Raw genomic sequence first — 12,915 nt, forward strand, 5'->3', positions numbered from 1 at the left:
GATGAAGCCGTTTTCGACGTCCAGGATCCCCTCCTCAGCCAGCGTCACCAAACTCTCAACTGAATCGAGAAAACGAGCTGGTTCGATTTCGTGGGCGGCACAGATGGTCGGCACGTCGGCCTCCAAATCGCACATCAGTCGCTCGATGATCGCTGCGCGCACCCGGTCATCGTCGGTCAGACGGTGACCCTTTGATGTCGCCAGACGTCCACTTGCGATGTGCCGGGCGTAAGAATCCCGTGTTACTTCGTTCTGAACATACCCCTCGCGGACTCGGCCAATAGCCGACGCGCCTAAGCCGATCACGTTTTGCAAGTATCGGCCGAGTATCCCAGCGAATTACGCCGTAGGCGCGCCCGGTCTTCTGCGCTAGCGCGAGTTCGTCGTCCGGCGGAGCGAAATGATCGAGCCCGATCTCCCGGTAGCCAGCGCCAACCAGTGTCTCGGCGACAGCTGCAGCCTGTTCGGCGCGAAGATCGCCGTCCGGTAGACCTGCCTGCTCGATAGGCGCTGGTTCTTTATCACGGAAGGAATATGCGCGTATCCGAACACCGCAAGCCGGTTGGGGCGCATGGCGACCGCAGCCATCGCGGTCTGGATGCAGGACTGCACAGTCTGTTTCGGTAGACCGAAGATGAGGTCGAAGTTGATATGGCCAACGCCATGCCGGCGGAGATTTTGGACTGCAGCGGCCGTCTGCACCTTACTCTGGATCCGATTGATCGCCTTTGCACATCGGGATCAAAGCTCTGCACGCCGATGCTCGCGCGGTTGACACCGTTAGCTGCCAAGGCTTCGGCCATTTCCGGTGTGAACGTTCGGGGATCGATCTCCACGGTGATCGCAGCAGTTTTGCTGAAAGCGAAGTGGCGGCGTAGAAATTCCATCAGCGCCAAGTGCTCGGCTGGCCCGATAAGGTGAGGCGTTCCGCGCCGAAATGCACATCGCTCACCGGCAGCCCTTGCCGCACTTGCTCCGACACCAAACTGATCTCCTGACGCAGCACCGCTAAATAATTAAGGATCGGGCCGTTGCGACGGATGACCGCGGTAGGGAAGCCGCAATACCAGCACATGGATCGGCAAAACGGAATGTGGAAATAGAGCGACACCGATTCGTCGGCCGGGAGGCCCCCCAGCCATTCCTCATAATCGTCAGCACCAACTGCCGCAGAGAAGTCTGGCACAGTCGGATAGATGGTATACCAAGGCGGCCGGGGGTCCCGGTACTTTGTCAGGATTGAGGTGTGCAAGGAGCTGTCATCCCACGTCGCTGATCCATCATTCTTTCGTTGCGCGCTCGTCCTGGTCTCTGACCTAAGTCAGTGCGTCCCGCTTATGTCGCAGTCTCGTTTGGACAGGATGGGGTCAACCACGCCGGGGAGCGCGCGTGCCATGGTTGCGCCTGAGGTGATGGTGCGGTGCCGCATTCAACGTCTGAGTAGTACGTGACGCCAGTGCAGTGTGCTTGAGGCGTCTGCGGAAGAACTTTGCAATGCGAAATTCATGTCCGACGCAACGGACCTGTCAAGCCTCGTTCAGACGCCATCCAGGTCCAGCCAGCGGCCTTCCCTGCCGGCCGAAAAACCATACCGGCTTTAGCCACCGAGACGCTCTAAAGCTGACGTCGGCTCATTTGATGAAAGGAGGACGCCGCTAGGGGGTGCACAAGGTTCCCCGGCTTGACGTCGCTTCGAGCGAAGAGCGGCGGTGTGGCTTGTCGTCAAGCGCCGGGCAGCGTGCCCCCTACCGATATCCCGAAAAGATCGACCAAGATGGCCATGCCGACGCCACACGCGGTCTGGATGAGGCCGACCATGAAAATGCGATTGGCGCGTTCGTAGATGGGGCGCCGCAAGGAACTCATGTCGAGCAGCATGGACAGCGCTCTCATCTGCAGTGCGATGCCGAGCAGGATCGGCACTACGGCGAACAGATCGTAGAGTTGCCATGGCAAGGGGTTCGCGGCCCAATGAGTGAGGAAGCCGAGCGAAAAGGCAAGCAGGATACCCACGGCAGTGATTGTGCCGTTGCGGAAAATGGTCTCGATCGGTTCTTCCTTCGGATCGTGCTCGTCCAAGCGGCTTCCTTTCGTTGCTCTTTCCGTCGAGACTAAGTTCTCGAGAATGCTGTTCATCGCCAATTACTCGAGGCGAGCCGTAGGCAGCCGTTTCAGGGTGCGCTCCCTCTCGCTTCCGGCCGCGCAATGTACCTGCACGGCGAACTTACAGCGGCGAAAAGGTGCTGCGGCCACCATGCGACGCCTCGGACGCGCACGCCCTCTGTTCCTGGCGCAGCCCTTGCGGAGCGTACGCGCAGTGATCCTTCTCGGTAGCGCATGGCGCGGCCTCCGTTGCGGTCAGACGGGAAGCCGTCGCTGTTAAACGAGACTGTCACATATCGAACATGGCGAACCGTGTCGCACATTGCTTTTCGCAGTGACCCTCAAAAAAAGTGATTCCAGCGAGACGAAGGCGCGTCGGCCCGATTTTGGTGTCGGCCGCATTTACGCTTCAGGTTGGCATGTCGCTTGCTGCTCTATTTCGGAGAGCTGCAGCGGTCCGACCGGAGTGTTTCACATGTAAACGATAATGAATCTCCTAACAGAAAACACTATTATAAGTACATGTGGCTTTTACGCTGGCTCACCTCTCGTGTCAAGCGCTTTGGCGTCCACATATTGGAGACAACACGCACAAAATTTAGAGGAAAAGCTTGCTCTTTCGCCTCTATCCTTTTTATTCCTTCATGGAGATCTAGACATGTACATCAAGAGTCCTCTTCTCGGCTTAACTGCTCTGATGACCGTTTCCGTCGGTCGAGCAGCTGGCGCCGAGCGGGAACCGGCCGAGTACATCAAGATCTGCGACGTCCTCGGCTCGGGATATTCCTATATTCCCAACACCGAGACCTGCCTGCGCATCGGCGGCTATGTCCGTTACGATATCGGCCTGGGTGACGTCCGATCGTATGACAGCGCAAGAACCTCGGACGTGAGAACTGGCGAGGACCAAGGCACTTGGCGAAACAGCACACGCTTCACGTTCAAAACTTGGACCGGCCAGCAGACCGAGCTCGGCGCGTTGACGACCTATACCGAAACCCACGTGAATTTTGGCAACAGCGCTAACTCGCATGACAGTCCTCAGAACTATGATTTCAACAGCGGCCTCGCACTGGCTTCTGCCTGGGTCGAGCTGGGAGGCCTGCGAGTTGGCAAGGAGGGGTCGGCCTTCGATACGTTTGTAAGCTACGCTGGCGACGTTCTCGATAGTATGCTCGTTCCGTCGGCCGGCTTCGACACCAACGTGGCTCAGTACCACTTCGACGCCGGCAACGGCATTTCGACTGTGATTTCGCTCGAACAAGGATCGGGCTCAGCCGGTACTATCGACAGCTATATTCCGCACGTTGTCGCCGGCTTGAAATACACGCAAGGCTGGGGCTCGATCACCGGCGTCGCGGCTTATGACAGCAATTACGAAGCTTTTGCCGGCAAGATCCGCGTCGACGTCGCTGTCACAAACCAGCTGTCGCTGTTTGGACTCTTCGGCTACGGTTCCAATGCCAGTCTCAACGAGGACTCAAACGGCGCAATTGCCAATCATGGGCGCGGCTCGTACAAAATCTGGAACGGCCAGTGGGCTTTCTGGGCGGGCGCCACCTACGAGTTTGACGAGAAAACTTCGTTCAACCTTCAGGTCTCGGGTGATCAGCTCAAGGATGCTGGTGTGGCTGCAAACGTCGCCTACATGGTCGTTCCCGGCTTCACGGTCACAGCCGAGGTCGATTACGACCACTACGGCAACTCTGGCCTCGGCCCTGCCGAGCCTACCGCCGTCAAGGGCACGAGCAAGCCGAACAGCGTCGGCGGCATTCTCCGCTTACAAGGCTCATTTTGAAATCTCTCCAGTCGCGAGCATGGCAAAGGCACTTGCCTCGACAACGCACGCATGGAGAGCTTCGTTCGCCATCTTGAAGTCTGCATCGACCGTCCACGGCCCATCGTACCAACTAGAAACTGAAAGTTATGAGCCCTGTGTACTACACCTAGCCCTTGACCTGCCCGATGAACCGGCCAGGGGCCGTCAGTTCAAATTCGGGGCCGCTTAGAGGGCAGTGTGAGGCCGTGTTAGGTAAGCGCCACTGCAATGTCGAGGCCGCGACACGCCTGTCGCTTTGGACGGCTGGAATTGCCCTTCGCGGCGCCATTCATTCTCTCAACATTTACGTGATAATGCACGCTGAGTCCGAGCCGCGTGGCAGCACCCATCCTAGGTCACTATCGGGGGGCCTTAAACCTGAACAGCTCCATCGTCGCGGCTGCTGCGGAAGCAGGAGCTATCACTGGGACCCGTACTGGTGCTTGTCAGCCGCTGAGCCGCTACTTCGTCTTAGGAAGAGCATTGTCCTTGCCAAAAGCCGGCCAGTATTTCGAGATTGCCAGTGTGGCGCCGGCTGAAGAGAAATGACCATAGTCGAAATATAAAAACTCTCCTCTATCGGAATAGGCGCAGCGTCCTGCGCTGCACAGGAATTTCAGCGGATCGATGAATGTGGCGCCTTTGGTAAATGAGCGCACACGTTCGTTGATGTCGGGGTCCATCGCGATCGGCCAGGACGTATCGTCCAGATTTTGGCGCTTGGCGAAGAACGCAATTTTCCGGACGTCAGTTGGGAACTGCGGAGACTGGCCGATGACAAACACGCGCACGCCCAGGGCACGAAGCGTAGCGATTGTTTGCTGAAGACCGTCGAAACCTCTGACCTCATAGTCACTCCATCTACCGCTGAGGATAACCGTCTTGATGTCCGCTTCCAAGATGACGTCCAAGGCCTTGCGATTGAACCGGACACAATCAAGACGATCGTAAGGGTAGTAATAGAGTATCGGCGCGCAGCTGGCGTACGTATATTCAACGATGTTCGCCTGCAATCGATTTATGTTAGCACCCAAGCCGGAAACATAGTGCGCGGCGAAGGAGTCGCCCCACAAAAAAACCGTTGTTGGAAAACCGCTGGTGCGCGTGCAATCCTCCATATTCCAGCTTTCGATCCGGCTGGTGCCCTCGTTGAAACAGATGCCATTCCTCCAGTCCCCGACGGAAATGCGCCGCTGGACATAGTCCGGAAACCGTTGCGGAAAGCCATTGCCGAGCGCCCCCGCCGCTCCGCCGGCACAAAGGACAACGATCGCGAGCGCTGAAAAGGCGAAGATAGGCCCCGGGGAGGTGAAGGCCCTCTTCTGTCGAAACGGCTGCTCTACAAACTTCCAGGAGAATGCAGCCAATGCGAGGCTTGCCACCAACATCGCACCGGTCATCAACGGATCGAGTTTTTGGAACGAAAGATAGTGCGCGAACGCATTGAGAGGCCAGTGAACAAGATACAACGAATACGAGATGAGCCCAATCCAGACCAGCGGCCGGACTTCGAGCATGCGGGTGGCGACCGTCGAGGGGGTATTTTGGCCAACATAGATCAGAAGGGCCGTTCCGATGCATGGATACAAGGCGTTGTAGCCTGGGAACGGATCACTCGCCGAAATCGCGAAGAACCCGATGGCGAGAAGGCCAAATCCGGCCACCCCCACCGACTCCATCAGGAATCGGTTGCCCAGCGGCGAGGGGCATTTGAGCATGAGCAGGGCGCCCAACATGAGTTCCCAGATTCGGGTCGGCAGCAGATAGAATCCGGCGGTGGGTGCCAGCGATGTCGCCATCACCGCCACTACGAAGCTGCAGAGAATTATCGGAAGAAGTGTCGTCAGCCAGCGCTTCCCGATGTAGCGATAGATTAGGAACATCAGGATTGGTGCGAAGATGTAGTACTGCTCCGCTACGGAAAGCGGCCAAGTGTGCAACAGTGGTAGAAGCGCGGCATCGATAGAGAAGTAACTTGACGTTTTCCAGAAGAAAACGTTCGACCAGAAGGTCGAGGTAGCTATGATGCTAAGACTGAATCCGCGCAGATCCGGTGGCAGAAGAATGAACAATGCTGCAATGCAGGTGAGAAGCATCACAAAGACGAGCGCCGGCAGAATGCGCCGGGCACGGCGCCAGTAGAAGTTGACGATGGAAAATTGGCCGCGTTCAAGGTCATCCAGGAGGCTTCCGCTGGTTAGGTAGCCGGAGATGACGAAGAAGATATCGACCCCGCTAAAGCCACCCGGGATCGCCGAAATTCCGAAATGAAAGAGTACGACCGGAAGTACAGCAACGGCCCTAAGGCCCTCGATATAGCGCCTATATTGCATCCAGCGGTTCCTTTTATTTTAGATCAGGACGCGATTGGAAGCTTTCAATCTCCGGTAGGAGTGCTGCCGAGATAAGGGCGGTATCAGCCACCTTTATCCGTCCCGAATGTTCTGTAAGTTGCAACTGGTACAGAAGCACGATCGCCATCGCCGGCCTTGACGGCCTGATTGTCGAGCAGATCGCGCGGATCGTTGACCATCACGGCCAGGTTATGTCCTGTCGAACAACCAAGCGGCTGTTTGAAGGATTCTTCATTGGGTAAGGCACCATATGAGGGACAGACCGGCGGACGGGCGTGATAGACAATCGCCTCAATTCGCACTGAGCCGGCGTCGTGTTGATCGCGCAATTGAATGTTGTCTTCTTCGATTGCCAACTGCCTGGCCTGATGGGCTACCCCTGCGCTGAGCTGGGGCGAACCGCTGATGAGGAGGTGGATGGCATCGAACCGGCCGCGACTGGCCTTGTCTAGGAAAACACGCAAACGCTGCCGTTCGGAAGCGCGCAGGCTTTGCAACGTCAGGACGGTGGTCTCCTCTCGGACAAGCATTGGTGCCGATGGTTCGACATCAACTGGCGTAGTGCTTGTGCAGCCACTTACGCTTGGTGCCAGAGCGACAAAGAGGATTATAAAACGCAACATCTTTGGATGACACTATTCGATGATGAAGCCGAGACCGCCCTGGGCGCTTGGCGCGCCCGCACGGATAGCAGCGCGGTCTCGCGGGGGACTTGTCACGGAATTCGTCGGAGCGCCCCCTCCGTTCAAAGCCGGTGCCGCCCGCTCGGTCGGTGCGCTCATCTGGTTTGGGTTGGAGCCTGGTCTTACAATGTAAGGCGTAACTAGAATGACCAGTTCTGACTCCTCTTTTTGAAACGAGGTCGAGCGAAAAAGCGGTCCCAGGATCGGCAGTTCTCCGAGCCAGGGAAAGGCCCTGACATCATTGTTGACGTTCCGCCTGATTAGACCGCCGATTGCGAAGCTCTGGCCGCTGGCGAGTTCGACGACCGTATCGGCTCGGCGCGTGGAAACTGCCGGCACGGAAATTCCGTTGATTTGCACGGCACCTTGCGTCGACAGTTCACTGACTTCGGGCGTTACGTGAATGTTGATTTGATTGTTGCTGAGAACTGTCGGCACAAATTCCAGACTGACGCCGAAGTGACGGAATTCAACCGATACCTGCCTGTTTTCCTGCAGGACAGGAATGGGAAATTCGCCGCCCGCGAGAAAGCTGGCCTTTTCACCCGACATAGCGGTGAGGTTCGGCTCAGCCAGGACGGAAGCTATATGCTCCTTGGCGAGCGCGTCGAGAACCGCGCTGACGTTGACGGCACCGTTGTCGAATCCGATTTCTGCTGTACCGCCACCCTGGGTTGAACCAGACCCAGCGCTTGCAGCGCTTCCGCTTAGAACGCCCACTTTGAAATTGCCGATTTGACCGAAGGCGGACAAGTTGACGCCGAGTGACTTCATGGCGCTGCGTGAGACTTCGGCTACGCGCACGCTGAGGTTAACTTGCAGGGATCCAGCGACCTTGATGTTGTTGACGACTTGCGCTCCGTCGCCCAGATATTGCTCAGTGACTCTTTTTGCGGTGTCGGCGACCTCTGCGTCGGGCGCCGTCCCGCTAAGGATTGCGCCGCGCGGCGTATAGTTGACGCGGATGGGATAGTCGCCGACCTGCTCCCGCAACATGGCGCGTAAATCCCCGATCGGTTGCGTGACAACGATACGCAATTCGGCGAGAGGCTCGCCATTGCCATCCAAGGCGAATAGGCTGGTCCGCCCCGATTTCTTGCCAAAGACGAAGATTGTTTTGCTCGATGGCGCCTGAAAATCCGCGATCGTGGGGTCAGCAACAAAGATGGTCGTGGCTGGCGCGGGCAGATGAACGGTCTCCCCGAGCGAAGAGGAAAGGGTCAGCGTGGCGTTGATGCTATTCGAAGCCGCATGCGGCGGGCCTTTGTCCTGCTTGTTTTGCGCCGCGACACCAAGTGGGAAAGTCACAATAAGCGCGCAGAGGAGATGGCCCAGGTAACGGGGAACTGCAGGTCTTGTAACCTTGTTGGCGATCGCCCGCCAATTGAGCGCATGGCAAGGATGTTGAAGGATCAGCAAAATAGATCTTCTTTCGATTCGACAAACTATGCGGACGAGGCGTCAGTCAATTCTAGGATGTAACCAATGCCTCGGATGGTCTTGATCCGTGGCGTTGCACCTGATCTGGTCAGATGTCCCCGTAAACGATAAATTCCGACTTCAAGCGCGTTGGCAGACACGTCGTCGTTGAATGAATAGAGGTGATCTTCCAATTGCGCACGGGGCACGATGCGGCCTGCCCGGTTAAGCAGGTGCTCTAGAATACAGAGTTCGCGACGTGCGATCATCATTGGGTGCCCATCAACGAAAACCTGGCGGGCGACCGGATCAAAGTCGAGATTGCCAAATACGAGCCTCAGGTCGGTCATCTGTGTCGCCCGGCGCAGAATGGCTCTCATTCTGGCAATAAGCTCATCGGTAGAGATGGGTTTGAGCAGAAAGTCGTCCGCACCACCGTTGAAGATCGCAATTCGCTTATCGAGATCGTTAAGGCTGCTCATAATGACGGCAGGAACTGAATGCCCGTGGGTCCTCAACTGCCTCAGCCAACCCAAGCCATCGCCATCTGGCAGAGCCAATTCCAGCAGGAGAATTTCATAGCTGGCGCAAGAAAATGCACTCGAAGCCAGTTCCAGAGTACCAACGACATCAACGACGAAGCCGCCATCCCCGAGCGCAAGTCGCATGGCGCGCGCAAGATCCGCATGATGATCCACGAGCAGCGTTCGCATTTCATCTCCTCTCGAAGAGGGACGGCCCATCGAACGCGTCACCGGCGGCCATCTGATCGGAGCACACGGCGCGCAACTCGTCGCAGCTCTCGGAACTGGTCCGAGTCGGAGGGACATGCAAGTCGCTCGGTGGCAATAGGCGCGGGTGAGGACCAACTGACGGGCTCAAATACGCCGGTCGGCGAACCCACGAGGCCAGCAACCCGCGTGCGATTTCTCGTTGCATCATCTCTCCTACGTGCAGCCCCTGCGCTCGCAAGGCAGCGTCGCGGCTCAGAGCCCGATTCCCACAGAGGGTAGGGTTAGCTTTCGAGAAACTGATTGAACAAATCGATTATTTGGATCGAATGCATCCACGGTATGGATGCAGCGCACCATCTTCAACGACTGCGGCGTCCTGATGCACTGTTGTGTCTGTCGTGCTCTGCTTTTTTCGCTGTCCTTCAAGGCTGGCGAGCCTGGTGGAACCTGCGCGTCATTGGCTTGGTAGCTTGAATGCTCAACAACGGAGCGCCCTGCGCAAAGCCGCTCTCATTTCCAAAAAGCCTTGCAATCTGGTTGGAGCACTTCGCGCTCGACACCAAAATAGGCGAGGAAAACTGACGTCTGACAGGGATGTACATGCAACAGCCGATTTGCGGCACCAGCAAACGACCGCGTTCAGGCTGAAGATCGACGACCAACGGCTCCTCGATTTCCGCACCGACCGCTTTTACAAGCTCTTCCTGTGCGGGCGGATGCCGGCAAACAGCAGCACAGGGTCAGCGAAACCGGGAGCGGGCCTGCTTGATCGCCATGATCACATTGCCGCTGTCGCGCGTGCGGAGCGGAATGCAATCGGTCCAGCCGGCGGCAATCCGGTCAGCACCATCGTCTGCACGAAGCTCCCTGACGAAGACGTGCCCGAATGCGCTCAACAAAGCCGGGCGGCGGATCTTTCCAATCGCCGAAGGTGCGGGCTGGCACCGAGCGGCGAACTGCGAACTCATTCCTGCCCGGCGGCGCTGGCCGCCGCGAGCGTCGATGCGGACCCAGCCGCTCCGAATCCTCCCACAACACGATGAGCGCGTCGCGGACATCGCTGCCGTAACAGCGGCTGCGGCTCTTGCCCGCAGACGGCCTCTGCTCACGACGGTTCATAAGACGGATCGCGCGCTTGCGAATAATAGCCGGTTACCGCCTCGAACTCATCCAGAATGCGCCGCTTGTCAACGCCGCAATAAAGCTCCACGATCGCCGCTTCACCGTGTCGCCATGCTGAGCCGCGCCATCCTTCCCCCGAACCGGAATGGCACGACCTGTCCATCCCCTTTGGAACAGGACACTATTGGTAACATTTTGCTTGAGGCAATGCGGCTCGTTGCCTTCCTTTTCGCTGACCGGAAGGGTACCGGAAGTCGTCTATCGCATTTTACCCGCTGAAAGCGGCAACACCTCGACCTCAATCGCAGATCATAGGAAATAGACGATCGCGTCGGGGCCTCAGCATCGGTTCACCGGGTTTCCGTCATCGACTGAAGCGAATTGCCCCATCGACCGTCACCGGGTGGGCCGCGATACGTCGCCGTGTATGATTAGCGAGCGCACGTAGCGGAGCCATAGCTCTCCACCCAGCCATGTTCCCCTAGTTGGAAAATGTCCGGCGGACCAGAGGTGCTGTCGTCAGCTTTTCCTGAATAGCGGCCAAGGCAATCCCTACCAGTCCATCACCACCTTGCCGGAACTGCCGCTCTTCATCGCATCGAAACCGATCTGAAAATCGTCGATGCCGATGCGGTGGGTGATCAGGCCGGAGACATCCAGCGGACCCTGCACAAGCGCGATCATCTTGTACCAGGTTTCGAACATCTCGCGGCCGTAGATGCCTTTGAGATGCAGCATCTTGAAGATGACCTTGTTCCAGTCGATCTCGAAGCCGGTCGGCGCGATGCCCAGAATGGCGATCTTGCCGCCATTGTTCATGGTGTCGATCATGTCGCGGAAAGCGGGGGCGGCGCCTGACATTTCGAGCCCGACGTCGAACCCCTCGGTCATGCCGAGCACCGGCATGACGTCGCGCAGCTTCTCCTTCGAGGCGTCGACGACATGCTGGACGCCGAGTTTCTTGGCTAGCGCCAGCCGCACCGGGTTGATGTCAGTGATGACCACTTTGCGCGCGCCGACGCATTGGGCGACGAGCGCGCCCATGATGCCGATCGGCCCGGCGCCAGTCACCAGCACGTCCTCGCCGACCAGATCGAAGGACAATGCGGTGTGGACGGCATTGCCCAAGGGATCGAAGATCGCGGCAATCTCATCGGGCACATCGTCGGGGATCGGCACGACATTGTGCTGCGGGATCGCCAGATACTCGCCGAAGGCGCCTGGACGGTTGACGCCGACGCCGAGTGTGTTGCGGCACAGATGCCCTCGCCCGGCGCGACAGTTGCGGCAATGGCCGCAGACGATGTGGCCTTCGCCCAATACACGCTGGCCGACCTTGTATTCGGTGACCGCTGCGCCGAAATCGGCAACGGTGCCGACGAATTCATGGCCCGTCACCATCGGCACCGGCACCGTCTTCTGCGCCCACTGGTCCCAATTGTAGATGTGCACGTCGGTGCCGCAGATCGCCGTCTTCTTGATCTTGATCAGCACGTCGTTGGGGCCGATTTCCGGCACCGGCACCTCTTCCATCCAGATGCCCGGTTCGGCCTTGGCCTTCACAAGCGCCTTCATCATGTTCGACATCAGGATTTCCCTATTCCGTGATTGCGCTTCTGGCGAGATAGCCTGCACAACGGGAAGGTAGGCCACTAACTCGTTTGAACGTCCGGAATGGTCAGCCCCGCCTGCTCGGCCTCGCGGCGCAAATTCTGACGGGGCCTGGGGCCGATCTGCTGGATCACCAATCCGGCTGCCAGTGAGCCAAGGTCGCCGCAAGTCTGCAGGTCGCGGCCTTGCGTGTAGCCATGCAGGAAGCCGGCGGCATAGAGATCGCCGGCGCCCGTCGTGTCGACCAGTTCCTTGATGGCGGTCGCCTTGATCACCACGGTCTCGTCGCCGCGCACGATCACCGAGCCTTTTTCCGAGCGGGTGACGGCGGCGATCCGGCAATCCTTGCGGATCTGGGCCAGCGCCTCGTCGAACGACGATGTCTGGTAGAGCGACTTGATCTCGTGGCTGTTGGCAAAGACGATGTCGACCGTGCCCGAGCGCATCAGGTCGAGGAATTCGTCGCGGTAGCGGTCGACGCAGAACGAATCCGATAGCGTCATCGACACTTCTCGGCCTGCCGCGTGCGCCAGCTTCGCCGTCTGGCGGATTGCCTCCTTGGCGCGCGGCGGGTCCCACAGATAGCCTTCGAAATAGGTGACCTTGGCGCCGGACGCCTTGTCGGCTTCGACATCCTCAGGGCCAAGCTCGACGCAGGCGCCGAGATAGGTGTTCATCGAGCGCTCGCCGTCGGGCGTGACGAAGATCATCGAGCGCGCCGTCGGCGGCTCACCCTTGAGCGGCGTGGTGCCGAAGGCGACGCCCTGCGCATGGATGTCGTGGGCGTAGATTTCGCCCAGCGCATCGTTGGAGACCTTGCCGAAGAAGGCCGCGCGGCCGCCAAAGCTGGCGACGCCGGCCGCCGTGTTGCCGGCGCTGCCGCCGGACGCTTCGATCGCCGGACCCATGCGGCTGTAGAGCAGTTCGGCGCGTTGTGTGTCGATGAGGTTCATCGCGCCCTTGATGATGCCGTTGGTCTCGAGGAATTCCTCGTCGCACTGGGCGATGATGTCGACAATGGCATTGCCGATGCAAAGCACGTCATAATCCGGCATCAAAATCTCCGCCAA

At 58.4% G+C, this 12,915-nt stretch carries 8 protein-coding genes and 2 pseudogenes; 1 reads left to right on the forward strand and 9 read right to left on the reverse strand.

Annotation, left to right across the window (positions count from 1 at the left end; all coding sequences use genetic code 11):
* Window positions 1-1,252: pseudogene (hemN, locus tag EOA33_RS00300) on the reverse strand (oxygen-independent coproporphyrinogen III oxidase); the annotation flags it as partial.
* A gap of 470 nt (window positions 1,253-1,722) precedes the next feature.
* Window positions 1,723-2,079 carry a hypothetical protein gene (locus tag EOA33_RS00305; RefSeq protein ID WP_024505577.1) on the reverse strand — a complete coding sequence of 119 codons (357 nt, stop codon included), beginning with the start codon at window positions 2,077-2,079 and terminating at the stop codon, window positions 1,723-1,725.
* Between the two features lie 682 nt (window positions 2,080-2,761).
* On the opposite strand from EOA33_RS00305, the gene EOA33_RS00310 reads away from it, so the two are divergent.
* The gene (locus EOA33_RS00310; RefSeq protein ID WP_126063922.1) at window positions 2,762-3,901 is read left to right on the forward strand and encodes a porin; all 1,140 of its coding nucleotides are present in this window, start codon (window positions 2,762-2,764) and stop codon (window positions 3,899-3,901) included.
* Between the two features lie 482 nt (window positions 3,902-4,383).
* Here the strand turns inward: EOA33_RS00310 and EOA33_RS00315 are convergent, their stop codons facing one another.
* The 7 genes and pseudogenes from EOA33_RS00315 to EOA33_RS00345 all read right to left on the reverse strand — a co-directional run bounded on the left by EOA33_RS00315 (window position 4,384) and on the right by EOA33_RS00345 (window position 12,900).
* The gene (locus EOA33_RS00315) at window positions 4,384-6,255 is read right to left on the reverse strand and encodes an acyltransferase family protein (RefSeq protein ID WP_126080682.1); all 1,872 of its coding nucleotides are present in this window, start codon (window positions 6,253-6,255) and stop codon (window positions 4,384-4,386) included.
* A gap of 83 nt (window positions 6,256-6,338) precedes the next feature.
* On the reverse strand, window positions 6,339-6,899 hold the full coding sequence (locus EOA33_RS00320) for a CpaD family pilus assembly lipoprotein (protein ID WP_063169261.1): 561 nt from the start codon (window positions 6,897-6,899) through the stop codon (window positions 6,339-6,341).
* Window positions 6,900-6,911: 12 nt separating this feature from the next.
* On the reverse strand, window positions 6,912-8,333 hold the full coding sequence (locus EOA33_RS00325; RefSeq protein WP_050580548.1) for a type II and III secretion system protein family protein: 1,422 nt from the start codon (window positions 8,331-8,333) through the stop codon (window positions 6,912-6,914).
* 71 nt (window positions 8,334-8,404) lie between these two features.
* Window positions 8,405-9,091 carry a response regulator transcription factor gene (locus EOA33_RS00330; protein WP_024505585.1) on the reverse strand — a complete coding sequence of 229 codons (687 nt, stop codon included), beginning with the start codon at window positions 9,089-9,091 and terminating at the stop codon, window positions 8,405-8,407.
* 812 nt (window positions 9,092-9,903) lie between these two features.
* Window positions 9,904-10,072: pseudogene (locus tag EOA33_RS40115) on the reverse strand (transposase); the annotation flags it as partial.
* A gap of 714 nt (window positions 10,073-10,786) precedes the next feature.
* A complete protein-coding gene (gene tdh / locus EOA33_RS00340) occupies window positions 10,787-11,821 on the reverse strand; it encodes an L-threonine 3-dehydrogenase (protein WP_126063920.1) in 1,035 nt (344 codons plus the stop codon).
* Between the two features lie 65 nt (window positions 11,822-11,886).
* Window positions 11,887-12,900 carry an adenosine kinase gene (locus EOA33_RS00345; RefSeq protein WP_126063919.1) on the reverse strand — a complete coding sequence of 338 codons (1,014 nt, stop codon included), beginning with the start codon at window positions 12,898-12,900 and terminating at the stop codon, window positions 11,887-11,889.
* Window positions 12,901-12,915: the final 15 nt, after the last annotated feature.

The organism is Mesorhizobium sp. M4A.F.Ca.ET.050.02.1.1, from assembly GCF_003997725.1.
In the GTDB taxonomy this organism is placed as follows: Bacteria; Pseudomonadota; Alphaproteobacteria; order Rhizobiales; family Rhizobiaceae; genus Mesorhizobium.

Bases quoted from the DNA above. Each gene is read 5' to 3' on its own strand.
- EOA33_RS00315 (WP_126080682.1), bottom strand. From the start codon at position 6,255: ATGCAATATAGGCGCTATATCGAGGGCCTTAGGGCCGTTGCTGTACTT.
- EOA33_RS00345 (WP_126063919.1), bottom strand. From the start codon at position 12,900: ATGCCGGATTATGACGTGCTTTGCATCGGCAATGCCATTGTCGACATC.
- tdh (WP_126063920.1), bottom strand. From the start codon at position 11,821: ATGTCGAACATGATGAAGGCGCTTGTGAAGGCCAAGGCCGAACCGGGC.
- EOA33_RS00310 (WP_126063922.1), top strand. From the start codon at position 2,762: ATGTACATCAAGAGTCCTCTTCTCGGCTTAACTGCTCTGATGACCGTT.
- EOA33_RS00320 (WP_063169261.1), bottom strand. From the start codon at position 6,899: ATGTTGCGTTTTATAATCCTCTTTGTCGCTCTGGCACCAAGCGTAAGT.
- EOA33_RS00330 (WP_024505585.1), bottom strand. From the start codon at position 9,091: ATGCGAACGCTGCTCGTGGATCATCATGCGGATCTTGCGCGCGCCATG.